The 25,463-nt window shown below is 64.5% G+C and carries 21 protein-coding genes; 20 read left to right on the top strand and 1 reads right to left on the bottom strand.

The annotated features are described in order from the left end of the window. The first annotated feature begins 19 nt into the window (after positions 1-19). The 20 genes from N4264_RS13225 to N4264_RS13130 all read left to right on the top strand — a co-directional run bounded on the left by N4264_RS13225 (position 20) and on the right by N4264_RS13130 (position 24,588). Positions 20-2,278, top strand: coding sequence for a xanthine dehydrogenase family protein molybdopterin-binding subunit (locus N4264_RS13225; RefSeq protein WP_261697507.1), 2,259 nt, complete (start codon positions 20-22; stop codon positions 2,276-2,278). Between the two features lie 15 nt (positions 2,279-2,293). Then, positions 2,294-2,746, top strand: a complete 453-nt coding sequence (locus tag N4264_RS13220; RefSeq protein ID WP_261697506.1) for a (2Fe-2S)-binding protein — start codon at positions 2,294-2,296, stop codon at positions 2,744-2,746. 81 nt (positions 2,747-2,827) lie between these two features. Further along, a complete protein-coding gene (locus N4264_RS13215; RefSeq protein WP_261697505.1) occupies positions 2,828-3,847 on the top strand; it encodes a sialidase family protein in 1,020 nt (339 codons plus the stop codon). 235 nt (positions 3,848-4,082) lie between these two features. Beyond that, positions 4,083-4,376 carry a type II secretion system protein GspG gene (locus N4264_RS13210; protein ID WP_261697504.1) on the top strand — a complete coding sequence of 98 codons (294 nt, stop codon included), beginning with the start codon at positions 4,083-4,085 and terminating at the stop codon, positions 4,374-4,376. A gap of 83 nt (positions 4,377-4,459) precedes the next feature. Then, positions 4,460-5,002 (top strand): MarR family winged helix-turn-helix transcriptional regulator, encoded by a 543-nt coding sequence (locus N4264_RS13205; RefSeq protein ID WP_261697503.1) that lies wholly within the window; start codon positions 4,460-4,462, stop codon positions 5,000-5,002. Positions 5,003-5,048: 46 nt separating this feature from the next. Next, entirely contained in the window at positions 5,049-5,576 is a 528-nt protein-coding gene (locus N4264_RS13200) for an arsinothricin resistance N-acetyltransferase ArsN1 family A (protein WP_261697502.1), read from the top strand. A 67-nt stretch (positions 5,577-5,643) separates the two neighbouring features. After that, positions 5,644-6,720: an IS5 family transposase gene (locus N4264_RS13195; RefSeq protein WP_261692907.1), complete on the top strand. Its 1,077-nt coding sequence runs from the start codon at positions 5,644-5,646 to the stop codon at positions 6,718-6,720. A 108-nt stretch (positions 6,721-6,828) separates the two neighbouring features. Next, positions 6,829-8,307 carry an NAD(P)-binding domain-containing protein gene (locus N4264_RS13190; RefSeq protein ID WP_261697501.1) on the top strand — a complete coding sequence of 493 codons (1,479 nt, stop codon included), beginning with the start codon at positions 6,829-6,831 and terminating at the stop codon, positions 8,305-8,307. Between the two features lie 4 nt (positions 8,308-8,311). After that, positions 8,312-9,481 (top strand): MFS transporter, encoded by a 1,170-nt coding sequence (locus tag N4264_RS13185; RefSeq protein ID WP_261697500.1) that lies wholly within the window; start codon positions 8,312-8,314, stop codon positions 9,479-9,481. Positions 9,482-9,527: 46 nt separating this feature from the next. Further along, positions 9,528-9,860, top strand: a complete 333-nt coding sequence (locus N4264_RS13180) for an ArsR/SmtB family transcription factor (RefSeq protein WP_261697499.1) — start codon at positions 9,528-9,530, stop codon at positions 9,858-9,860. 51 nt (positions 9,861-9,911) lie between these two features. Continuing rightward, complete coding sequence (locus tag N4264_RS13175; RefSeq protein WP_261697498.1) at positions 9,912-10,844, top strand: sterol desaturase family protein; 933 nt, start codon at positions 9,912-9,914, stop codon at positions 10,842-10,844. Between the two features lie 58 nt (positions 10,845-10,902). Further along, positions 10,903-11,241: an ArsR/SmtB family transcription factor gene (locus N4264_RS13170; protein ID WP_425508324.1), complete on the top strand. Its 339-nt coding sequence runs from the start codon at positions 10,903-10,905 to the stop codon at positions 11,239-11,241. 29 nt (positions 11,242-11,270) lie between these two features. Beyond that, a complete protein-coding gene (locus N4264_RS13165; RefSeq protein ID WP_261697496.1) occupies positions 11,271-12,275 on the top strand; it encodes an ArsJ-associated glyceraldehyde-3-phosphate dehydrogenase in 1,005 nt (334 codons plus the stop codon). 4 nt (positions 12,276-12,279) lie between these two features. After that, the gene (gene arsJ, locus N4264_RS13160) at positions 12,280-13,488 is read left to right on the top strand and encodes an organoarsenical effux MFS transporter ArsJ (protein ID WP_261697495.1); all 1,209 of its coding nucleotides are present in this window, start codon (positions 12,280-12,282) and stop codon (positions 13,486-13,488) included. A 197-nt stretch (positions 13,489-13,685) separates the two neighbouring features. After that, a complete protein-coding gene (locus N4264_RS13155; protein ID WP_261697494.1) occupies positions 13,686-14,921 on the top strand; it encodes a hypothetical protein in 1,236 nt (411 codons plus the stop codon). A gap of 130 nt (positions 14,922-15,051) precedes the next feature. Next, positions 15,052-16,461 (top strand): IgA Peptidase M64, encoded by a 1,410-nt coding sequence (locus N4264_RS13150; protein WP_261697493.1) that lies wholly within the window; start codon positions 15,052-15,054, stop codon positions 16,459-16,461. A gap of 97 nt (positions 16,462-16,558) precedes the next feature. Next, on the top strand, positions 16,559-17,512 hold the full coding sequence (gene pip / locus N4264_RS13145; protein WP_261697492.1) for a prolyl aminopeptidase: 954 nt from the start codon (positions 16,559-16,561) through the stop codon (positions 17,510-17,512). A gap of 514 nt (positions 17,513-18,026) precedes the next feature. Further along, complete coding sequence (locus tag N4264_RS13140; RefSeq protein WP_261697491.1) at positions 18,027-21,044, top strand: PAS domain S-box protein; 3,018 nt, start codon at positions 18,027-18,029, stop codon at positions 21,042-21,044. After that, entirely contained in the window at positions 21,041-21,433 is a 393-nt protein-coding gene (locus N4264_RS13135; protein WP_261697490.1) for a response regulator, read from the top strand. The genes N4264_RS13140 and N4264_RS13135 overlap by 4 nt, the downstream gene beginning before the upstream one ends. Beyond that, the gene (locus N4264_RS13130; RefSeq protein ID WP_261697489.1) at positions 21,430-24,588 is read left to right on the top strand and encodes an EAL domain-containing protein; all 3,159 of its coding nucleotides are present in this window, start codon (positions 21,430-21,432) and stop codon (positions 24,586-24,588) included. Before N4264_RS13135 ends, N4264_RS13130 begins: the two co-directional genes overlap by 4 nt. On the opposite strand, the gene N4264_RS13125 is transcribed toward N4264_RS13130, so the two are convergent. Further along, positions 24,546-25,424, bottom strand: coding sequence for a dienelactone hydrolase family protein (locus N4264_RS13125; RefSeq protein ID WP_261697488.1), 879 nt, complete (start codon positions 25,422-25,424; stop codon positions 24,546-24,548). The genes N4264_RS13130 and N4264_RS13125 overlap by 43 nt on opposite strands. Positions 25,425-25,463: the final 39 nt, after the last annotated feature.

Raw genomic sequence — 25,463 nt, 5'->3', positions numbered from 1 at the left:
CACCGGGACGGTGGCGCCGTTGGACAAGACACATTCGCAGGCCGCTTTCTATACCTGGGCGATCAACTGCCCGGGAAAACGCGCCATGGACGCCACCACGCAATCATCCGCGCCGGAACGCGTCGATGCGCCGTCGCAGCCGCAGCGGCGCGGATTTCTTGCGTTCCTGGTGTCTGCGCCGGCACTGACCGTCGCCGTTCAATGGGGGCTGGGGGCGCAGGCGCACGCGGCATCACCGGAGGCTCGGATCGACGGACCGGACCTGGGCAACGTGCTGATCCTGGCAGGATCGCTCACCGCCTTCGACCTGGTACTGACGATCGCACCAGATGGCGGCGTACGCCTTGAGCTGCCGCGGGCAGAAGTCGGCCAGGGCATCACGACCGCGGCCGCCATGATCGTGGCGGAGGAACTCGACGCAGCCCTGGGCGATGTCGACGTCGTACTCAGCCGCGCGCGCCCCGAGCTGCTGTTCAATCAGCTGACCGGCTCGTCCAATACGATGCGTTCCCTCTGGCGACCATTGCGCATCGTCGCGGCCGCCGCACGGGCGCGCCTGGTTACGGCTGCAGCACATCGCTGGCAGCTGCCGGCCTCCATCCTGGCGACGCGCGACAGCACCGTCTTGGCGCCCGACGGGCGTCGCGCCACGTATGGATCGCTGTCGGCGGACGCGGCAGCTGTGCACGTGCCGGTCGTTCCCGCCACACCCAAGGCCGCCGCCCAGTACCGTGTCATCGGTACCCCGACGACGCGCGTCGATGCCCGCGCTATTGTCACCGGCCAGGCACGCTATGCCATGGACTTGCCTGTTGCTGGCGCATTGCCGACCGTGGTCGCCCGCGCACCGACGCTCAACGGCAGCGTGCAGAGCTATAGCGATGCCGCGGCACGCCTATTGCCGGGCGTGGTCGCCATCGTTCCCATCGACAGCGGCATTGCCGTCGTCGCCGAGACCTTCGACCAGGCCCTGAAGGCGCGCGACGCACTGCAGGTAACCTGGCGTCCCGGGAGCCTGGTCGGCGTGTCGGACGCGCAGATCCGGGCGCAACTGCGCAATGCTGTGCCGCCGCTGGTCGTACCACCACTGCTGTCCCAGTACGTGGAAGCCACATTCGATTTCAGCTTTGTCAGCCACGCGCCGCTGGAAACACTCGGTGCCGTCGCCGATGTCCGCAACGGTCGCGCACAGATCTGGTATGCCGGGAAGTCACCGATCATCGCGCAGGAAACGATCGCAGCGTGCCTGGGAATTCCGTTGTGGGACGTAACAGTCAACGTCGTGCGCGGCGGAGGGTCGTTCGGTCGGCGCCTGTTCTTCGATGCAGCGCTGGAGGCGGCAGTGATCTCCCAGCGGATTGGCCGTCCGGTCAAGCTGCTCTGGACGCGCAACGACGATACGCGGCACGGCCGGATGCGCCCGGCCAGTTTCCATCGCGTACGCGCCACGCACCTGCTCGGCGCGGTGCTGAGCTATGAACACCGCATGGCCGCCGTCCGCACTGATCTGGGCCATGGCATCGGCGAGGCGATTTCTGCGGTCGGATTCGCCGCCGCTCCGGCGCTCGCCGGCCAGGGCTTCTACCACCTCACCCAGAAGATTCCCTACGAATTTGGCGTGGTGACCGATCTTCTCCACGAAGTGCCGCTCGACCTGCCGACCGGAAGCTGGCGCGGCGTCTTTTCGGGCATGACCGGCGTGGTGCACGAAGTCATGGTAGACGCGATCGCCGCAAGACTGGGGCGCGACCCGGTCTCCTTCCGGCGCAGCCGCCTGCGCTCCACGCGCGCCGTCGCTGCGCTCGATCGCGTCGCCGCCGCGGGCCAGTGGGGACGGGCGATGCCCGCGCGCCACGCGCAGGGCGTCGCCATCTGGGAGGAGTACGGCTCCTGCGTCGCCTACCTCGTGGAAATCGATTGCACGGCGCCCGCGGCGCCACGCGTGACCCGTGCCGTCGTCGCGGCGGATGTCGGAACGGTCATCAATCCGCGGGGACTGGAAGCGCAATTGATGGGTGCGCTGATCGACGGCATTTCGGTCACGCTGTACGCCGGCCTGCACATCGACAACGGCGCCGTGCGCGAGGGCAGTTTTGCTGATTTCCACTATGCGCGAATGCGCCAGAGCCCGCCGCGATTCGAAGCCCACATCCTGGCTGGCGCCGATGAACCCGGCGGCGCCGGCGAACTGGGCGTGCCGGCGGCGGCCGCCGCCGTGGCGAACGCCTATGCCCGCGCCACGGGAATACCCGCGCGACGCTTTCCCCTCATCGGCTGAGCCACGGAGTCCGTCATGCCGGTCTACCATTTCGTCGTCAACGGCGCGTCTGTCAGCGTGGAAGCCCCGTCGGATATGTCGCTGCTGTGGGTGCTGCGCGACAAGCTGGGCATCACCGGGCCCAAGTACGGTTGCGGTGTCGGTGTTTGCCGCGCCTGTACCTGCCACCTCGATGGAGCCGCGTTCACGCCGTGCACCATGACGATGGCCCAGTTGCCCGCCGGATCGAGCGTCACCACGATCGAAGGTCTTGCCCAGGGTGACGCGCTGCATCCCGTTCAGCAAGCGTGGATCGATCTGGATGTCGCCCAATGCGGCTACTGCCAGCCCGGGCAGATCATGGCCGCCGTCGCGCTGCTGCGAACGACACCCCATCCGACCGATGCACAGATCGACGCCATCGAGAACGTCTGCCGATGTGGCACGTATCCGCGAATTCGCGCTGCGATCAAGCTGGCGGCTGGCTGATCTGGCACTGTGGCCAACCTTGCCGCGATCATGCACTGTAGCCGTATTGACGACGCGGGCGCGTCATAGCAGGAGTGCAGCGTGATTCGACGAGCAGCAGGCGTGATCGCAACGGTGCTGCCAGCGATGGCAATGGCACAGGTGGCGGTGACCTCTGGCCCTGGTACCGATTACCAACCCGCCATCGTTCGCGCGACCGACGGCACGCTGGTGATGGTGTTCGAGCGACTCAACGCCAGTTTCTCCGGCGATTTGTGGGTTTCACGGTCCGTGGACGACGGCAGCACGTGGAGTACGCCATCGGCCGTCATTGCATCGTCCGCCAACGAACGCCATCCGGCGCTGGTGCAACTGGGCGACGGCAGCTTTGTCCTGTTCTATCTCAAAGGTAGCGGCGGCGCCTCCAGTTTTCGCCTGTTTCGCGCAACATCGGCTGACGGGCTGAGTTTCACCGAACAGGGCACGCTGTCGCTGGGATGGACGACCGGCGGCGAGGTCAATCCCCACGTGATTCGCCATCCGGACGGCACGTTGACCCTGAGCTATCACCGGCTCGGGGGCAGTTCCTACGTCTCCCAGTCCACGGACAATGGCGCCAGCTGGGACTCGCTCAAGACGGCGATCGCGCCGGGCAACAGCCAGCTGCCACGCATCGCCTACCGCGCCAGCGATGGTCGCTATCTGGTCACTTACCAGGTCGGATCGTCTCCGTTGTCTCTCTATGCGAGAACCACGACCAATATCCGGGATTGGAGCGCCAGCGCGATTCCCCTGGCGGTGGACGGCGACAACCACGACTCGGTGCCCGTCGTCATGCCAGACCAGGCTTTCGTCGTCTTCCACATTCGCGCCAACGGCGACCAGTACGACATCTACTCGCGACGCTCCACGGATGCCAGCACGTTCGAAGAGCCCATCGCGCACGGCGAGACCGACGATGCCAATGATGTAGAGCCGCATCCGCTGGTTGGAACATCGCCGAATTCCGTCCAGCTGTACTGGGGTCGGGAACATCCCGTCGGAAGTGCCGACTTCGACATCTACCGTCAGCCGGCAGCGCCTGTCACCGATGCGCTGTTCGACGACGGATTCGAACCCTGACAGCCGGCCGCTTCCGGACACCTTCCGGGCCTGGCGTGATCCGGGTACTGTGCGCGTTTCGTTGCAGGAACGTTCCATGCCGCCTTTCACGTTGCGCAGTGCCGTCATTCCACTGATTCTTTCTCTCGCTGCGTGCTCCCCGGGGTCGCCACCATCGCCGACATCGGCAGCTTCGTCTCCGGCGGCCGCGGCCCCTCAGCCCCGGCGAACCGAATGGAGTGCCGAGGCCGTTGAAGTGTCCGAGCGGCGACTGGAAGTCCTGGTCGAGATCGTTCGCGGCCTGCGCGACAAGAACCCGCAGCTGTTCGTCCCGGACGAGGCCGCATTTGTCGCAGCGGTTCGCGAGCGGTATCCCGACCAGGGCGCCACTCCGGAGGTACTCATCGATGGATATGGTCGCCCCTTCGTGTACCGGAAGTCGCCCGACCTGAGCAGCTTCCGCTTGTATTCCCTGGGCCCGGACGGAATCGACCAGAACGGCGGCGCGGACGATGCGCCGGCACGGGGCAGCAGCACCACGATTCGATAGCGCGTTTCGCCGCAAAGGGCCCGGTGTGGCCGGGCCCTTCTGACCGGTTGACAACTGCCCGGGGCGGCGCATATAGTTGTCACATGCAATTAAATTCCCGGCCACGCAAACACCTCCTCGAAGACGACGCCGCCCTGGCTGCCGATGCGGCAGAGCTGCACGCGGCGCTGGCGGAGCTGGTGCGCGTGTACCAGTTCCGGGATCGCGACAAGATCTGCTGCCACGACATCTCCGTCACCCAGTGCTATGCCCTCGAGGCCCTGGTCGAAAAAGGACCGATGCGCAGCCTGGCACTGGCCGACCAGCTGATGCTCGACAAAAGCACCACGACGCGTGTGATTGATGCTCTGGAACGCAAGGGCTACGTCGAGCGCCTTCCCGACGAGACGGACGCGCGCGCGCTGTCGCTGCGCGCTACGCGTTCGGGAAAATCCTTGTACGACGCGATCAACCGCGAACTCATCGCGCAACAGGCGCAGATGCTGCGCGATCTGGATGCACCGACCCGAGCCGCCGCCGCCGCTGTCATCCGCCGCTTGGCGCGCGCTGCACACGCGCGCTTCGTCAGCGGCGTCAGCGTCGGTGACTGCGGTCCCGTCTGCGGGCCTGGCAAGGAATGCGGCTGACCCCTTTTTTGCCCATTTAGTTGTTAGTACCAATCAGGTGAACCAGATGACCTTGATTCGACAGGCCCAGGCAAAGGATGCGGACGCCATCACCGTGATCTACAACCAGGGCATCACGGAGAGAACGGCGACCTTTGAAACACAACTGCGCGCGCCACAGGAAATGGCAGCGCGAATCGACGCCCAGGACCGCCATCCCGTGCTCGTCGCTGAAGCGGATGGCACCGTCCTGGGCTGGGCGGCACTGAGCGCCTATCGCCCGCGCGACTGCTACGCCGGTATTGCCGAATTCTCCATCTACCTGGCTCCCGCAGCGCGCGGCAAAGGGATCGGCCACCGCCTCCTGGACGCGCTGGTCGATGCCGCGCGCCAACGCGGCTTCTGGAAACTGCTGTCGCGAATCTTCCCCTTCAATTCGGCCAGCCGCGGCCTATGCCGTGCCTGCGGTTTTCGCGAAGTCGGCTACTACGAGAAACACGGCCAGCTCGATGGCCGATGGCTCGACGTGATCATTGTCGAACGCCTGATCACGGAAAACCTCAGCGGCCACACCGCCGCCACTCCCCTCTCCTAGCAGGCTGTTGAGAAAGCCCCATTCAGTGCAAAATGCAGCATTCCGCCATTGACTGAAGCCACTCAGCATGCGAACACCGGACGTTCAGCAACTCGGATTGTTCTCCTACGTATCGGTCGAGGCACGCGTTCCGCCGGATCATCCCATTCGTCAGTTGCGGGAATTGGTTGACGGAATCTTGGCAAATATGGACGAACTATTCGAGTCGCGTTATGCCAGGATCGGGCGGCCGTCCATTCCGCCGGAACGGTTGCTTCGTGCATCGCTGTTGCAGGTCGTGTACAGCGTACGCAGCGAGCGACTGCTGATGGAACAGCTGGACTACAACCTTCTGTTTCGCTGGTTTGTTGGCCTGAATATCGACGATCGAGTATGGGACCATTCCACCTTCTCGTTCAATCGAGATCGGTTGTTCGATGAAGAGATCGCCCAACGATTTTTCGATCACACCGTGTTGGTGGCGCAGCTCAAACAGCTGGTGAGTAACGAGCACTTTTCGGTGGACGGAACACTGTTGGAGGCTTGGGCCTCTCACAAAAGCTTTCGCCCGAAGGACGGCGACGGTAGCGATGACAGCGGAAACTTTCACGGTCAAAAGCGCAGTAACGAAACACACGAATCTACGACGGATCCCGACGCACGCTTGATGCGCAAAGGTGCTGGCAAGGAAGCCAAGCTGTGCTACCAAGCCAGCACATTGATGGAGAACCGGAACGGTCTGCTGGTGGGAGTTGATGTACGCCATGCGACTGGGACATCCGAGCGAGAAAGCGGCCTGTTGCTGGTCGACGAAATGCTCCTGGGCGCCGGATGCACATTGGGTGCAGACAAAGCCTATGACACTCATGCTTTCGTAGCCGCGTTGAAGGAGCGTGGTATCAAGCCTCACGTTGCCCAGAACAATAGCCACCGTCGAAGTGCAGTTGACGGACGCACCGCATCAAGCAAGGGATACGCGATCAGCCAGCGGGTTCGAAAGAAGATCGAGCAAGGATTTGGTTGGGTCAAGACCATCGGTGAACTTCGAAAGCTGACTCGCGTGGGACTTCCGGCTGTGCGCGCATGGGTTACTTGGACATTCGCCGCCTACAACTTGATCCGCATCGGTGGCATCCAAGGATGGTGGAATCCTTCGCCGACGTAGCTCGCAAGTCCCACACTATCGATCAGCTACTGCACCACGAACGAACACTTGGCCAGCTTGATCTGGGCGGAAATTGGGTTTTCTCAACGGCCTGCTAGGAGTATCACGATGTCACTCACAGCACTTCCCACTGTCGTCATTGGCGCCGGGCCCGTCGGTCTCGCAGCGGCGCTGCACCTGCAATCGCGCCATCTGTCGCCCGTCGTGCTGGAAGCAGGCACCCGGGTTGGCGCCTCCATCCGGGAATGGGGACACGTCCGGCTGTTCTCTCCCTGGGCCTACAACATCGACCCGCTGGCCGCCGAGCTGCTGGAAGAACAGGGCTGGCGTTCGCCCGACCCGGCGTCGTACCCGACTGGCGCAGACCTGGTCTCGCAGTACCTGGAGCCCCTCGCCGCGACACCGTCACTGGCCGACGCCATCCGGCTGGGTGCTCGGGTCACTGCCGTCAGCAAACGGCAGCGCGACCGGATGAAAGATGCCGGACGCGACGAGTCGCCGTTCGTCGTCCGCTACACCGACGCGACCGGCGAGCATGAAATCCTTGCGCGGGCCGTGATTGACGCGTCGGGTACCTGGCAGGCACCCAATCCCGTCGGTGCCTCCGGCATCCCCGCGATGGGCGAGCGCGCTGTCGCCGGTCACGTGCGCTACGGAATACCCGATGTGCTGAACACGGAACGGGAACGGTACGCGGGAAAGCGCGTGCTCGTCGTCGGCAGTGGGCACTCCGCTCTCAATGCGCTGGAAGACCTCGCGACACTCCGTCGATCAGCGCCGGGCACCACCATCACCTGGGCGGTCCGCCGGCCGTCACTGCGACGCGTCCTCGGCGGCGGCGAAAACGACCAGCTCAAGGAACGTGGTCGACTCGGCCTGCGCATTGCCGACCGAATCGCGGCCGAAGAGATTGAGCTGCTGGCAGCCGCGCACATCGACCGGCTCGAGCCCACCGGGCGCGGCATCATTGCCTGGAGCGACGGTTCGCCCCTGCCAGCAGTGGATGAGATCATCGCCGCAACCGGCTTTCGTCCGGACCTTGCGTTGCTGGACGAAGTGCGCCTGGACCTGGATCCGGCAACGCAAAGCCCCCGCCGGCTCGCACCCTTGATCGATCCGAACCAGCACAGCTGCGGTACGGTGCGGCCGCACGGCGCACTCGAACTCGCACAACCGGACGCCGGCCTCTACATTGTGGGCATGAAGAGCTACGGACGCGCCCCGACCTTTCTGCTGCTCACCGGCTACGAGCAGGTGCGTTCCGTTGCGGCGGCGATCGCAGGAGACTGGGAGGCCGCACGACGCGTTGCGCTGCAACTGCCGGAGACCGGCGTCTGCAGCACCCAGTTCGACGCCGAAGAACGCGCCGCTGCCAGCTGTTGTGGTGCTGCGGCACCCGACACATCGTCCCCTTCAACGCAGGACGCTTCGACATGCTGCGGCGGCCCGGCGCCCGACGGCGTGAATGCGTGCTGCTCCCGTGACGCCACTGCGAAAGCCGAGGGAAAAGCCGGTTGCGGATGCAATAGCGTCCCGGCAGCTCCCGTGCTGCCTCCCGCCACCACTTCGTGCTGCTCGCGCACCTGAGTCAATGACGCGACTCACGATCTGGACACTGGGCGCCGCACAATGCGTGTTCTGGGGCATTGGGTACTACGCCTTCGCCGTGTTCCTGGTGCCAATGCGCCAGGAATTCGGCGTGACAGATACGTTTGTCGCAGGTGCCTTGTCAGCCGGCCTGGCCGTCAGCGCATTGCTCGCGGCGCCCATCGGGCGATGGCTGGATCAGGGGTTCGGCATCCCACTGCTGCGCGCAGGCGTCCTGCTATGTGCCGCCCTGCTCTACGCATGGTCCCTGACGCCCGGAATTGCGGGGCTCTACCTCATCTGGTGCGGTCTTGGCGCAGGCATGGCGCTCGTACTCTACGAAACGGTATTTGCGCTCGTGACCCGTCATATCGAAGACACCACTGCGCGATTGCGGGCGTTGGCCAGCATCACCGTGTTTGGCGGCCTGGCGAGCACTGTTTTCGTGCCACTGGCGGGCTGGGGAGCACACTGGCTGGACTGGCGACTGACTCTGCGCGTGCTGGTCGTGATCTGGCTTGTCGCTGCCTGGGCAATGGAACGGTGGGCATTGCGGCCACTCGGCAATCTGCCGGACACCGTCTCCGACATCACACGATCCACGCATCCCACTTCCGCAGGACCGGCGCCGATCTTTGCCTTCGCCGCGCCATTCGTCATCGGCCTGCTGGCAGCGATGGCAGTCACGACGATGACCATTCCCTTCCTGGTAGGCAAGGGGCACCGCATTGACCAGGCGGCGATCGTCCTGGCTGGATTGGGAATCTCGCAACTCCCCGGACGGATCTGGTTCGTGCACGGCGCCGCATCCGTGTCGCCAGTGCGCTTGCTCACGGGCGCTCTGGCGATGCAGGCAGCTGGCCTGGCCATACTCGTTCTCGCCCCAGGGCTGTTCGGCGCGTTTGCCGGTGTCGTCTGCTTTGGCGTAGGCGCAGGGATGCTGACGGTGCTGCGGCCCTGGCTGGTACCGCTCCGCTACGGCGTCGCCAGCGCAGGACAGGTGAATGGACGCGTCGCACGCTGGCAGGGTGCCGCACGTGCAACAGGCCCCGTCGCCGCGGCCGGCGCCGCAGCGTGGGTGGCGCCGGCACCCGTATTCCTGGCGCTGGCCGTCGCGCTGGTCGTCGCCATCCTCATCGCACGGCAGGCAATGCATCCACGTGAGCACCGGTGACCCGCTGCGGGTTGCACACACCCAATATGTGCATTAACATGCACGCATGACCACTTCGCGCGCCGCCCCCACCATTGCCCGGCAATTCACCCAGACGCTGGATACGGCGTTTTTCCGCGCGCTGTGTGAACCGGCACGGGTCGAGTTGCTCGCCGCGTTGATTGCGAAGGGGCCCACCGACATCAATGCGCTGGCCGATGCCGTTCCCCAGGACCGCTCCGTCGTTTCGCGCCACCTGAAGGTGCTGGAAGACGCCGGCATCCTCCACTCCGTCAAGGAAGGACGACACCGGATATACCGGATCCAGGGCGACTACGTCGTCGCCTATCTGGAGAAGCTCCTGGCGCAGGTACGCGCCATGGTCAAGCAATGCTGCTGACTATTTTCCCCAACATGTGCACGTATGCGCACTAATGCCTCTGGAACTGCCATGAATACCCTTTCTGTTCGCTGGTTGCGGCGCCTGGCCTTCCCGGTTGTCTTCGTCGGTGTGGGCTGGCTTGCGGCCATCTTCTATGCACCGCACACCGCATCCTGGCTGATGCCGCTACTCATCGGCGGTGCCGGGCTGATCCTGTTCGCGCTGGAGCGGTACATCCCCTACGAAGCGGCCTGGAACAGCACCGACGGCAGTCGCCAGGACCTGGCCTACCTGGCACTGAGCCAGCTCACTGTCATCATTGCCGAAGCCGGCATCTGGGGGCTTGCGATGATCGCCCTGTCGCACGCATCTCCATGGCAGTTCAGCGTGTGGCCAGATCAGGCGCCCATCGTCGTGCAAGTGCTGCTGGCCCTCGCCGTCGGCGATTTCCTTCCCTACCTGTATCACCGCATCAGCCATGAAACGGGCGGTTTCCTGTGGCGCGTACACGCCATACACCACGCCCCCGATCGGCTCTACACGCTCAATTTCGCACGCTTTCATCCCATCAACGCTTTTCTGACTGCTGCGCTGACGCTGCTGCCGCTGGCTCTGCTTGGCGTATCGGCTCCCGTGCTCTTCATTGCCGGCGCGCTGCACAATGTGCACGGCGTACTCAGTCATGCCAACGTCGACTTCCGGCTCGGACCACTGAACTGGCTATTTAGCATGGCCGAAGTCCATCGCTGGCATCACGCCAAGGACATCACCGTCGCCAACGGCAACTACGGCGCCACCCTTCTCGTGTGGGACTGGCTGTTCGGCACCCGACGACATCCCGCCGGACGCGTTGGTGCAACGGACGTGGGCGTGGCGCCATCGGAGATGCCGCCCACGGGCCTGAGCGGACAGATCTGCCACCCGTTTGCTAAGCGCGAACACGCCGCCTCTTCCCACTGCCTGCTCGCGTTCCGACTCGGCTGCTGCCTGCGGCGCACGTAGCGGCCGGATACCCCGGCTTGCAATCGTTCCATATTTCGACGATCCTGGAATAATGGATATGAACGTCGCCGTCGTCGCGCTCGCCGCGCTCGCCCACACCTCGCGCCTTTCCGTGTTCCGCCATCTGGTGGAACGCGGACAGGACGGCGCATTTCCCGGCGACATGGCCGCAGGTCTTCAGATGCCTGCAAACACGTTGTCATTCCACCTCAAGACGCTGAGCCACGCCAACCTCGTCACCAGCGAGCAGAACGGGCGATTCATCCGCTACCGCGCCAATTTTCCCGTCATGCAGGAACTGATCGACTACCTCACCCGAAACTGCTGTGACGGCGATCCAGGCCGGTGTTTTCCGGCCACCAAACCGCGCGTCCCCAAGGGCGTCCGACTCCGCTGAACCCATCACTTCCTCGCGCACACTTCGTCATGACTATATCTGTCGGAATCAACGGTTTCGGTCGCATGGGACGCCTCGCCTTGCGCGTCGCTTGGCAGTCGCCCGGGCTGCGTATCACCCACATCAACGATCCGGCGGGCGACGCCGCCACCTTCGCGCACCTGCTCAACTTCGACTCCATTCACGGCCGCTGGATGCACACGGCGACAGCGGACGGCGACACGATCATCATCGGCGATCAGCGCATCCCCCTCACGCGCCACACTCACATCGGCGATACGGATTGGTCCGGTACTGATGTGGTCATCGAGGCATCCGGCAAATTCCGGAAATCCGCGGTTCTCGCGTCGTATCTGGAACAAGGCGTCAAGCGGGTCGTGGTTACCGCACCCGTGAAGGAGCCCGGCGTACTCGACGTGGTCATGGGCGTCAATCACCAGCGCTTTGATCCTGCCCTCCATCGCATCGTCACGGCTGCCTCGTGCACGACGAACTGCTTTGCACCCGTCGTCAAGGTCATTCATGAAAACCTCGGCGTTCGCCACGGCAGTCTGACGACGATCCACAGCCTCACCAACACGCAGGTCATCGTTGATGCCCCGCACAAGGACCTCCGCCGCGCACGCGCCTGCGGTTCGAGCCTCATTCCCACATCCACCGGCTCCGCCACGGCAATCGCGTCGATCTTTCCGGAATTGAAAGGGCGACTGGACGGTCATGCCGTCCGGGTCCCCTTGACCAATGCATCGCTCACCGACTGCGTGTTCGAAGTCGAACGGCCCACGACAGCCGGGGAAGTCAATGCGCTGTTCAAGACCGCATCCGAACAGGCGCTTGAGGGCATCCTGGGTTACGAGGAACGCCCATTGGTATCGATGGACTATCGCGGTGATCCGCGTTCGGGAATCATCGATGCGTTGTCGACGCGGGTGGTCAACGGCACCCACGTCAAGGTCTATGCCTGGTACGACAACGAATGGGGCTATGTGAATCGCACCGTCGAGCTGGTGCAGCTGGTCGGCCGCGCCGGGTAAGCAGATGCCGCGCCTGTCTGCGGAAATTCGACAGTACCTGCTCGTCACCGGCAACTACTGGGCGTTTACCCTGACCGACGGCGCGTTGCGCATGCTGGTGGTGCTGCACTTTCACCAGCTGGGCTACACGCCGCTGCAGGTCGCGCTGCTGTTCCTGTTCTACGAGGCCTTCGGCGTCGTCACGAACCTTTTCGGCGGCTGGCTGGGGGCACGCATCGGCCTCAATCACACGATGAATCTGGGCCTTGGCCTGCAGGTCGTCGCACTGGGCATGCTCACGCTGCCTGCCAGCTGGCTCACCGTGCCGTGGGTCATGGGCGCCCAGGCGCTTTCGGGCATCGCCAAGGACCTCAACAAAATGAGCGCCAAGAGCAGCATCAAGCGACTGGTGCCGGCAGATCAGCACGGCACCCTGTTTCGCTGGGTGGCCGCGCTCACCGGATCCAAGAACGCGCTCAAGGGCACGGGCTTCTTTCTCGGCGGAGCCCTGCTCGCCACGCTGGGATTCGGCCATGCCATCGCCCTGCTCGCCGCATCGCTCGCGAGCGTGTGGATATTCAGCCTGGCCTGTCTGCAGCGCGATCTTGGAAAGGCCAGCAACAAACCCCGGTTCAGGGACCTGTTCTCCAAGAGCCCGGCTGTCAACACGCTGTCGGCGGCACGCCTGTTCCTGTTCGGTGCGCGCGACGTCTGGTTCGTCGTTGCGCTGCCGGTGTACCTCGCCACCACCTTGCACTGGAACACGGCAGGTATCGGCGCATTCCTCGCCGGCTGGGTCATCGTCTACGGCGTCGTGCAGATGATCGCCCCGTACCTGACCGGAAAGCGCCAAGGCCGGGTACCAGACGGCCGCTCGGCCGGTAGCTGGGCCATGGCGCTGACAGCGACCCCGGCCATCATGGCGCTGCTGCTCCCCACGACTTCTCCAACGCTTGTCGTGACGGGCGGACTGGTGATCTTCGGCATCCTTTTCGCCATCAATTCCTCGCTGCACAGCTACCTCATCGTCAGCTATGCGAACGAAGACGGCGTTTCGCTGGATATCGGCTTCTACTACATGGCCAATGCGCTCGGCCGGCTCCTGGGCACCGTGCTCTCCGGGTGGATCTTCCAGGAATGGGGACTGGCCGCCTGCCTCTGGGTATCCGCCCTGATGCTTGGCGCGACCGCAGTGATCTCACTCGGCTTGCCCCGCCACACGACGCACCGCTGATTCATCGCGGTGCGGGTACGGAGCGCGGGCGCGCGCGGCATGCAGGTGCGATGCGTTGGGCGTATATTGGCCCGGCCAATCGGGGGCAGCGGTACTCTTCCCCGCCGTGGCCGCGCTTCAGGGAGGACGCCGTCCCGGCACGGGTGTTCGCACGACCATCGCCCGCCCCTCTCTGCTGCATCACGGGGAGATCTGCGATGTCCACCCGTCTGACCGCCCGCATCGGATCCGGCGCCATTGCCGCACTGCTGTTCGCGTCGTCCCTCCATGCGCTCACCATTACCCGCGATTTCAGCGCCAGCTGGTACAACCCGGCGACCAGCGGCCAGGGATTCAGCGTCGAGGTGATCGACTCGCCCACCGGCAAGGTGATGGTGACGTACTGGTACACCTTCGACGCCGACGCGCGCCAGATCTGGGTCGTTGGCAGCGGGCCGGTGAACGGCGATCGGGTCACGCTGTCGGCCTATACCGCCACCGGCGGACGTTTCGGCACACTGTTTGATCCCTCGCAGGTCAATACGGCCGCCTGGGGCACGCTGGAAGTGGAATTCACCAGCTGCGACCAGGGCACGGTGCGCTACCAGCCACTCGATCCGCGCCTTCCGCCGGGAAGCATGCCGATCCGGCGGTTGAGCTCGCTGTTCAATTCGCGGTGCACCGGCAGCATCACAGACGACGCGGACGATACCGGCGATACCCAGATCACCGAGCCTATGGTGCCCCTCTCCGGCCTGGGGCAAACCGTCGGCACGGCGCGATTTGCCGAGACCCTGGGCTACAGCGAATTCAGCACCAGCGTCGAGAACCTGGATCCGGGCACCTACACCGTCGAGGTCGGTGGCGAAGAACGTGGCGAGATGACCGTGTTCTCCACACCGGCGGGAAACCGCGGCGAACTGGAATTCCGCAGCCCGCCCGAACCCGGCCGGCTCACCCTGGAGTTCGATCCCCGCGGGCAACGCGTGAGCATCCGGCGCGCCAACAGCGGCAGTGAAGTGATGCGCGTGGATTTTCCCGCCGACGAGCCACCGCCCACCGTCGATCCCGATGCGCCCGGATTCGGCAATGCGATCTACGCGGTCGACCTGGGCCAGCAGACCTCCGCCGGCGGCTACGGCGTGGCCGACCTGGAGCTGCGCGAAGCCTGCGTGCAGCTGCATGTCTACGCCGCAGACGTTCCCCTCGGTACCTATCGGATCGTGATCGGTGGTGAGGATCGCGGCGAAGTCACCGTGGAGCAGCACAAAGATTACACGTATGGCGAAGTGTATTACCGCAGCCCCGCAGAAGACGGCAAGCGGACGCTGGACTTCGATCCCCGCGGCCAGCGCTTCGACATCGTGCAGAACGGCGTTGTCTTCCTGACCGGCGTGATGCCGACACAACCGACCCTGGTCGGCGACGACCAGCCCGGCAACGACGACGGCTGATGCGGTCCGCAGGCCGGTGCCTGCGGCTTGCCAATGTAGCGACGGTAGCCGCATGCTCCGGCGATCGGTCGCGGCCACTGGATGCCGCGCGCCCGGCAATTGACCCATTCACGCGCATGGCTGCTGGAAAATGACAAAGTACCTTTCACTGCTCCTGCTGATCCTTGGCTACGCCGGCGCCGCGTGCAGCGCAGCGCCGGCGACAATGCGACTGGACTACTACCATACCGGCACGGCTGCCACCGAAGTCTTCAGCGTGGACCGTGTCGTGATCGAGCCCCTGCCGTGGCCCGGCAATCCGTCCCAGGCCATCGATCAGTCGAACCTCGGCAAGTATTTCTTTGAAGTGCGCAGCAAGGCGTCCGGGAGGGTGCTCTTCTCGCGCGGATTTGCTTCCATCTATGGTGAATGGGAAACCACCGAGGAAGCCACGAAGACCACCCGCACCTTCAGCGAGTCACTGCGCTTTCCCGAGCCACAGGAACCCATCGAGATCGAGCTGAAGAAGCGCGACCCGCAGAACGCCTGGATGACGATCTGGAAAACCTCGATCGATCCAGCCGACATGTTTGTCGATCGTTCAAAACCCGTACCGCCGGCACCGCTGATCGAGATCCAGAAAATGGGCGACCCCGCGGACAAGGTCGACTTTCTCATCCTTGGCGAGGGCTATACCGCCGCAGAAATGGACAAATTCGTCGCAGACGCCCGGCGCATGACCGACGTCCTGTTTTCGATCGCACCGTTCAAGGAACACCGCAAGAATTTCAACGTCTGGGCGCTCTGCCCGCCGTCCGCGGAAAGCGGCGTGACGCGCCCCTCCACCGGCGTCTACCACGACTCACCGCTCGGTACCGCCTACGACACCTTCGGCTTCGAACGCTACATGCTTGCGTCCGACAACAAGGCCCTGCGCAAGATCGCCCAGTTTGCGCCGTACGAGTTCATCGAGATCCTCGCCAACAATCGCACCTACGGCGGTGGCGGCATCTTCAACCTGTACAGCACCGTCGCCGTCGACAATGCCTTCGCCAACTACATCTTCGTCCACGAATTCGGCCATCACTTCGCCGGCTTGACGGATGAATACTACGTAGCCGCATTCGCCGACGGCGGACTGCCCGAGGCGACGGAGCCCTGGGAGCCCAACGCCACCGCGCTGAAAGATCCAGCCAACTTCAAGTGGGCAGACCTCGTGACCGCCGGCACGCCGTTGCCAACACCGTGGAACAAGGAAAAATCCGAAGCCTACTGGCGCCAGATCGAGCAGCGGCGCGCCCAGCTGCGCAAGGAAAAGCGCCCGGAAAGCGAAATGGAAGCGCTATTTCGCGAACAGCTGGCGACAGAAAAGAAACTGTTCGCACGCGAGAAACACAAGGGTCACGTCGGCGCCTTCGAAGGCGCCGGCTACCGCGCCAAGGGCTATTACCGCTCGGAGGTCAACTGCATGATGTTCTCGCGTGTCGACTTCTTCTGCGCGGCATGCCGGCGCGCCATCGAGCGGGTGATCCAGATGTACTCCTCATCAACCGCCGCCTGAGTGCATCGGCGCTGCGCCGGCGCTACGCCGGCGCAGCGCTGCTCGCCGTGACGCGCGGTTTCGGCCTATGCTTGCGCTTCCTTTCAGGACGGACGTCATGCGCGAGCTGTATCCCGAGATCGAGCCCTATCGCACGCAGCGCCTTGCGGTCAGCGATATTCACGAACTGCACATCGAGGAATGCGGAAACCCCGAGGGATTACCAGTGGTGTTTCTGCACGGCGGCCCCGGTGCGGGCCTGTCCACCTTTCACCGGCGCTTCTTCGACCCCGCCCGTTACCGCATCATTCTTTTTGACCAGCGTGGCGCGGGCAAGTCCACGCCCCACGCCGACCTGCGTGACAACACCACCTGGCATCTGGTGGCCGATATCGAACGGATCCGCGAGCAGTTCGGTATCGAACGTTGGGTTGTCTTCGGCGGTTCGTGGGGTTCGACACTGGCGCTGGCCTACGCGCAAACCCATCCGGAACACGTCCTGGGTCTGGTGCTTCGTGGCATTTTCCTGGGCAGCGCCGGGGAAACACGCTGGTTCAATGAACTGGACGGCGGTGCACGCTGGATCTTTCCGGAACGCTGGCAACGTTATCTCGACCTGATTCCCCCCGAAGAGCGTGGCGACATGGTCGAGGCCTACTGGCGCCGTCTGAACAGCGACGATGAATCGGTCCGCGTGGCCGCGGCCCTGGCCTGGAGCTACTGGGAAGGCGGCTGCACCACGCTGGTCCACGACCCCGACGAACAGGGTGACTACGAGGAGCCTGCCCTCGCCGTCAGCCTGGCACGCCTGGAAGCTCACTACTTTCGCAACAACGTCTTTCTCGAGGCGGACCAGCTGCTGCGCAATGTGGAGCGCATCCGTGCAATCCCCGCCACGATCGTACATGGCCGCTATGACATCATCTGCCCCGTCAAGAGCGCCTTCGACCTCGCGCGCGCATGGCCTGAAGCCAGCCTGCACGTCGTGTTGGCCGGTCACAGCGCTGCCGATCCGGCCATCGTCGACGTGCTGGTCAGTGCCACTGACGCGCTCGCGGACCAGTTCGCTTGATCCCCCCTGACCGTTCCATTGACCGGCTCGCTAACCGCCAGCAGAGGGCCACCGTGCGCCAATTGACGAATCGGCGACGCTGGGCGTAGAACGGGTCGGCAAGATCCAGCCCTCCGCGTCGCCACCGGCGCGGAGGCCAAATTGGCCGGCGCCCGCCTGAACGCCGTGGTTGATGGGGTCCGATGCAGCCGCCACTTCATCCGACGTCGCCCGGACGTACCGCGGAACCCTCGCGTCCGTCGGTTGCCACCAACATCCAGCGGGATGCGGCCTTTGACGATCTTGCCGCGCTCGCTGCCCAACTCGCCGACGCGCCAGCCGCCGGTGTGTGGCTGGCGGACGGTACCCAGTGGCGACCGCTCGGCCACTGGGGCGATCCTCCCGCACTCGCAGCCATCCGTCCCTGGCTGGACGCCACGCTCAAGCAATCGCAACCGCTGATCACTCTCGATACCGATAGCGACCCCAGCCACGCAAACAGCGCGGCGACGGTCCCGCCGCTTTTTTTGCCGGTTTGCGTTTTGCCGACGCCTCCGGAAGCACGGCGGGCGTACTCTGCGTCACCGATACCCGTCCTCATCGCCGGGAGACCGGCCTGGCCACGATCCTGCCGCTGCTGGGGCGTCAGGTGGCCGCGCGGTGCGAACTCCAGCGCCTTTCCCACAACAGCACCGGCGCGCAACGCGAACAGATGACCCGCACGCTGTATGCGGCGCGCCAGCTTGCCGCCATCGTCGAGTCCGCCGGTGACGCCATCATCGGAAAAGACATGGAAGGCACCATCACGTCGTGGAACCGCGGCGCCGAGTCCATCTTCGGCTATTCCGCGCAGGAGATCGTCGGATCGTCCTTCGCCCGCCTGGTGCCGGCCGACCTGATTGACCAGGAAGCGAACCTGCTCGCCCGCGTTCGGCGTGGCGAGCACGTCCCTCATGTCGAGGGCGCACGTATCACGCGGGATGGCCAGCGCATCATCGTTTCGCTGGCCCATTCACCCATCCGCGACGCCAACGGCAACATCATCGGGGTCGCCACCATCGCCCGCGACGTGACGCCGCGCAAGGAGCGCGACCGCGAAGTGGCGCGGCTGTCGCGGCTTTACGCGGCATTGAGCGAAGTCAGCCAGGCCATCGTCGAGGCCTCCACGCGCGAGTCGCTCCTCACCGCCATCTGCCGCATCCTGGTGGAATCCGGCGGGTTTCGCCTGGCCTGGTTCGGCTGGCATTCGCCGCAAACGCAACGACTCGATCCGATTGCCGCCTGGGGCGACGAGAACGGCTGGCTGAAAACGGCGGCCATCTACGCGGACGATCGCCCGGAGGGCCGCGGCCCGTCCGGCCGGGCCTTCCGTAGCGGCCGGCCGTACATCAGCTGCAATCTGCTGGAAGATCCGGACACCCTGCCCTGGCGCGCCGAACTGCTCAGGCGCGGATTCCGTTCCGCCGCCGCCTATCCGATCCGACTCAAGGGCCAGGTTCGCGGCACGCTCAGCGTCAGCTCGGAAGACCCCTGGTTCTTCCGCGACAAGGAAATTGCGCTGCTGGAAAAAGCGGCCGACGACGTCTCGTTCGCGCTGGACAATTTCGAGCGCGAGAACGAGCGGCGCGCCGCCGAAGTGATCGCCGAAGACGAACGGCTGTTTTCCGAGACCATGATCGAAAGCATGCCGGGCGTGCTGTTCTTCTACGACAACACGGGCCGGTTCCTGCGCTGGAATCGCAATTTCGAGACGGTTTCCGGCTACAGCTCGCGGGAAATCGCCGGCATGCATCCGCTGGATTTCTTCGCCGACGACGACAAGCCACTCCTGGCCGCCCGGATTGCCGAAGTGTTCGAGCGCGGCGATTCCTACGCGGAGCTGCCGCTGCGCGGCAAGGACGGGACGTCCACGCCCTATTTCTTCACCGGCAAGCGCGTGGAATTTTCCGGCACGCCGTGCCTGGTCGGGATGGGCATCGACATCTCCGGCAGAATGCGCGCCGAGGCCGCCCGGCTGGCGAGCGAAGCGCGCTACCGGACGCTGTTCCACTGCGCGCCAGACGGTATCCTGATTGCCGATCCCACCAGCACCTACCTCGATGCCAATGACAGCATGTGCCGCATGCTGGGGTATGCGCGCGAAGAGTTGATCGGAAAGCATGCCACCGACATCGTTGTTCCTGACGAACAGCCCAACATCGCACCGGCATTGACCGCTATCAAGGGCCATGCGGACTATCACCGCGAGTGGCAGATGCGGCGCAGCGACGGCAGCATTTTCCCCGCCGATGTCATTGCCACCCTGATGCCGGACGGAAACCTGCTGGGCCTGGTGCGTGACATCACCGAACGCAAGCGCGCTGACCTGGCGCTGCGCCGCAGCGACAATCGCTTCCGCGCCATCTTCGAGATGGCCGGCATCGGCATCGCCCTGGTCGATCCCGACGATGGTCGCATCCTGCGCTGCAATCGCGCGCTGGCGGACATGCTGGGCTACTCGACGGCGGAACTGTGCGACCGGCGTGTCCATGACGTGAGCTATCCCGATGATGACGTCGTCGATCGCCAGCTGTGGGGACTGATGCTGTCGGGCGAAACGGACCGCATTCAGATGGAGCGCCGGTATCTGCGCCGCGACGGTGGCGTCGTGTGGGTGCTGCTGACCGCGACCATCGTGCGGGACATCGCCGGCGACCGCCCCTTCGTGATCGGCATGATGGAAGACATCTCCGTACGCAAACGTGCCGAGCTGGCATTGCGCGAACTCAACGAGACACTTGAGCAGAAGGTCGCGGTGCGCACGGAAGAACTGCAGATCGCCCTTCAACGCGCCGAGGGCGCCGATCGCCTCAAGACGGCCTTCCTCGCTGCCATGTCGCACGAGCTGCGCACGCCGCTCAACTCCATCATCGGCTTCACCGGCATCATGCTCAATGCCCTGGCAGGTCCACTGACTGAGGAGCAGACCCGGCAACTGGGCATGGTGCGCAGCAGTGCACGCCACCTGCTGGAGCTGATCAACGACGTGCTGGACCTGTCCAAGATCGAAGCCGGCCAGCTCATCGTGCGGTTTGTTCCCTTTGATATGCGTGCGTCGCTGGAGCGGGTCACCGAGTCGGTGCGTCCGTTGGCCGACAGGAAGGGACTCCAACTGACGCTGGTGATGGACGAGCGGCTGGGTGAGTTCACCAGCGACCAACGCCGCGTCGAGCAGATCGTGCTCAATCTCCTGGGCAACGCGATCAAGTTCACCCGCACTGGCGGTATCACGCTGACAGCCGACTGCCTGGTCTCACTGCCGTCGCCGCTGCTGCGGCTGCGCGTGATCGACACGGGCATCGGCATCAGCGAGGCCGACCTCGCGGTGCTGTTCCAGCCCTTCCGTCAGGTCGACACGGGACTGTCGCGCCAGACCGAAGGAACCGGCCTTGGCCTGGCCATCTCACGCCGCCTGGCGCATCTGCTCCACGGCGAGATTCTGGCCGAGAGCGTGCCCGGCCGGGGCAGTGCGTTCACGCTGACTCTTCCCCTCCAGGCGCCAGTAACGTCATGACCACCACCGTGCTGTTGATTGAAGACAACGAGCAGAACCGGTACCTGGCGACGTTCCTGCTTGAGCGCCACGGCTACCGCGTGGTTGCGGTGAACGACGGCCTGAGCGGTGTGGAGCAGGCGCGCTCGTGCCGTCCTGATGTGATCCTGCTGGATATCCAGTTGCCGGTAATGGACGGCTACGCTGTGGCGCGGGCGCTGCGCCAGATTGCACACCTGGAGAATATTCCCATTGTCGCTGTGACATCCTATGCGATGCCGGGTGATCGCGAGAAAGCCCTGGAAGCCGGCTGCGACGGCTATATCGAAAAGCCCATCAACCCCGATACCTTCGTGTCCGAAATCGCCGCCGTGCCACGCCCTGGACGGCCCTGCGCGGAGGAACCATGACGCATGTCCTGGTAGTCGACGACAACGACGAGAATCGCTATTACCTCACCGTACTGCTGGGAGCAAATGGCTGCCAGGTCGACGTCGCGCAGAATGGTGTCGAAGCCCTGAGAAAGGCCCGTGAGGCACCGCCGGACATCGTGATATCGGACCTCCTGATGCCCATCATGGACGGCTACACCCTGCTGCGGCACTGGAAGACCGATGATCGTCTCCGGCACGTGCCCTTCATCGTCTACACCGCCACCTACACCGATCCGGACGACGAAAGCCTGGCCGTGCACCTGGGCGCCGACGCCTTCCTGCGCAAACCCAGCGAACCCGACGATTTCCTTCGCCAGATGCGGGCCGTACTCGCGTCCACGGCGGCCGGCCAGGCAGCGGAACCCGTCGAGGACGAAATGGCGTCGCTGCAGCAATACAGCCGCACCCTGGTCCGCAAGCTGGAGCGGCGCTCGCTGCAGCTGGAGGAAAGCAACCGTGCCTTGCAGCGCGATATCGCCGAGCGGACTCGCATCGAGGAATCGCTGCGCCTGCTCAGCTCCGCAGTGCTGCAGGCGCACGAATCGGTGACGATCACCGACGCCAACCTCACGCCACCAGGACCAAGGATCCTGTTCGTGAACCCGGCGTTCTCGACGATGACCGGCTACGCCGAGCTGGAGGTCGTCGGCAAACCGCTGCAGCTGCTGCACGGTGCCCGCACCGATGCCAGCGTCATCGGGCGCATGAACGACACGCTGGCACGGGGCGAGGTGTTCGACGGCGAAGCCATCTACTGTCGCAAGGACGGTACCGAGTACATCCAGGAATGGCAGATCGCGCCGATACGCAACACGGTTGGCGTGGTCACTCACTTCGTCGCCATCCAGCGCGATATCACCGAACGCCGGCGCAACCAGGAACGCATTGCCCGGCTCAGCCGCGTGCGCGCCGTGATCGGCGGTATCAGCTCAGCGATGCTGCGCCTGCACGACAGGGACGAACTGCTGCGCGAAGCCTGCCGAGTTGCGGCCACCGAAGGCGTGTTTCCACTCGCCTGGGTCACAGTGCCAAACCCGGAAACTCAGCAGTTCGATATCGTCGCCCATGAGGGCGTGGAACCCCAGGCGTCGGCGATTGTGGAACTGGCGCGTCGCGGCTCACTGCTGGGAGACGATCGGCCATCGGTGCGCGCAGCGCGCGAGAAGCGGCCGGTGATTATCCGGGATGTGGCCACCGAGCCCAGTCTGGCGCCGGTTCGCGATGCACTGCTCGACCGTGGTTTCCACGCAGCTGCCGCGCTGCCGCTCATCGTCGATGACGCCACTGTCGCTGTCTTGATACTGGTGGCCGGCGACCGGGCCTGGATGGACGAGGAGGAGATCGCACTGCTTACCTGGCTGGCCAACGACCTGTCATTCGCGCTGGATCACATTCAGAAATCGCAGCGCCTGGAATATCTGGCGTTCTACGACGCGCTCACCGGACTACCCAACGCGCGCCTGTTCCACGACCGGCTGGAGCAGTTCATCCACGCGGCACGGCAGGAACAGGGCAAGGTCTGTATTGCAGTCCTGGACCTGGAGAATTTCACCCACGTCAATGACCAGCATGGCCGTCCGCTGGGAGACGCCGTGCTGCGCGCCATCGCGGCGCGGCTGAGCGAAGCGTTGGTGGAACCCTTCACCCTTGGCCGGATCAGCGCCGACACGTTCGCCGCTGCCAGTCCCCGGAATCCCGGCCAGATCGCCACGGACCTGCACGACCAGCTGCGTGCGGCACTGGAGCGCCCGTTGGACGTCGGCGATCGCACGGTGCACTTGTCCGCGCAATTTGGCATCGCGTTGTTTCCGGAAGACGGCGACGACGGCAAATCGGTATTCCACAATGCCGAGGCTGCCCTGAAGCTGGCCAAGTCGACCGGACAACGCTGCGTTTTCCACGCACCCGAACTGCACGCCCGCATCGCCCAGCGGTTGGAGATGGAGAACCAGCTGCGCATCGCGGTGGAGCGCGAGCAGTTCGTCCTGCGCTACCAACCACGTATCAACATGCACAGCGGTGAACTCGTCGGTGCCGAGGCGCTGATCCGCTGGCAGCATCCCGGGCGGGGGTTGCTCGAACCTTCCGGTTTCATCCTGCTCGCGGAGGAAACCCACCTGATTGTCCCGATAGGCGCCTGGGTGATCGAAACCGTTTGCGCGCAGCAGGCCGCATGGCTGGCAGCCGGCATCGGTGCGGTTCCCGTCGCGGTGAATCTGTCATCCGTACAACTGGCGCACACCAATCTGCTCAAGACCGTCGCCGATGCCCTGCGCCGTCACAACCTGGACCCGAAATTCCTCGAACTGGAGCTCACGGAAAGCGCGGTCATGGTCGAGCCGGATCTGGCGACGCGCACCCTGCGCTCGCTCCGCCAGCTGGGCGTACGCCTGGCATTGGACGACTTTGGCACTGGCTATTCCTCACTGGCCTATCTGCGCCGGTTTCCCTTTGACACCGTCAAGATCGACCGCAGCTTCGTCACCCACATCACCCAGAATGCCGAAGACGCGGCGATAGCCACCGCCGCCATTGCGATGGCGCACCGGCTGAACCTGACCGTCGTGGCCGAGGGCGTCGAGACACAGGGGCAGTTCAACTTCCTTCGGTCCAACGCCTGCGATGAAATGCAGGGCCACTATTTCAGCGCCGCCGTCGACGCGGCCACGTTCGAAGGCCAGCTGCGCAGTAGCCGGCGTCTGCCGCTGACGGAAAATGAAACTGCCGGTAACCGCACCGTGCTGCTGGTCGATGACGATCCGGCGATCCGCGCGTCCTTGTCCCGCCTGCTTCGCCGCGACGGCTACACCATCATCACCGCGGACGGAGGCAGAGAAGGTCTTGAGAAACTCGCTGTCCATCCCGTGCAAGTCGTGATTTCCGACCAGCGGATGCCAGGAATGTCGGGCACGGATTTTCTCGACACCGTGCGCCAACTGTATCCGGATACGGTGCGCATCATTCTTTCCGGATACACCGATTTCCAGGTGGTGGCCGAATCGGTGAATCGCGGTGCCGTCTTCCGCTTCCTGACCAAGCCCTGGGACGACGAACTGCTGCGCGAGCAGGTGCGCGACGCCTTCCGTTACTACCGGCCCGATAGCCGATCAACTCCGGCGGCCTCGCACTGAAGCGTTCCGCCGGTCGGTCGCAGGCGGCGCGCAAAGAACGACAGAATCTCATCGCGTGCCTGCACGGTCGGCTGGCCTTCCTCATCGATCAGGTGCGCCGTGACGACGCTGTGCGGGCCATTGACGACCTCGTCGAAGAACGGCGACAGCCCTTCAGCCCGGGCAGCGCTGTCCGGCAGCACCCGCGCTTCGAACCGGTCGCCCAGCGCCCGGGCATAGGCGTCAAACCGCTGCGCGCGGCAATACCGGTCACCTTCAAAACGGTACGCCAGCACGGTGAGATCCTCACGCTCAAGGCGACAACGTATCGCCGCCAGTTCTTCCGGCGCACTCTCGATCCCTCCCGGGTCATCCAGCGGCAGCGTCGGCTGCGACAGGACCGGTGCGAGCATCGCCGGCTCCAGCATCATCGTCAGCGCAAAATTGCCGGTGAAGCACATGCCGATGGCCCCGACGCCCGGCCCGCCGCATTCGGCGTTGGCCAGCCGGGCCAGTGCGCGCAACCACTGCGTGACGGGGCTGGACTGGTTCGCGGCGAAAGCGCGGAATTCAGCGCTCACGCAGGCGCGCCGGAACACCGCCTTGGCCTCTTCGGCGTCCGGAACGGCACCGTCGCGGCCGAACAGCGATGGCAGATAGACCGTGAAGCCGGCGTCCCGGACCCAACGGCCAAAGCGCGCGACCTCGGGGCTGATACCGGGCATTTCCGTCATCACGATGACGCCGGGCCCACGGCCGGCCACGTGCACAGTCTTGCTCACATCGTTGAGGGTGATGGTCCGTGCGACGAAGTCATCCAGCGAATCGTGCACGCGATGCGGTGCGGGCGACGGCATGTTCAACGCTTCCCAGAAGCCGGATCGGCGGTGCACCAT

It is taken from the genome of Tahibacter amnicola (assembly GCF_025398735.1).
In the GTDB taxonomy this organism is placed as follows: Bacteria; Pseudomonadota; Gammaproteobacteria; order Xanthomonadales; family Rhodanobacteraceae; genus Tahibacter; species Tahibacter amnicola.
This window is presented reverse-complemented; position numbering and strand designations above follow the sequence as displayed.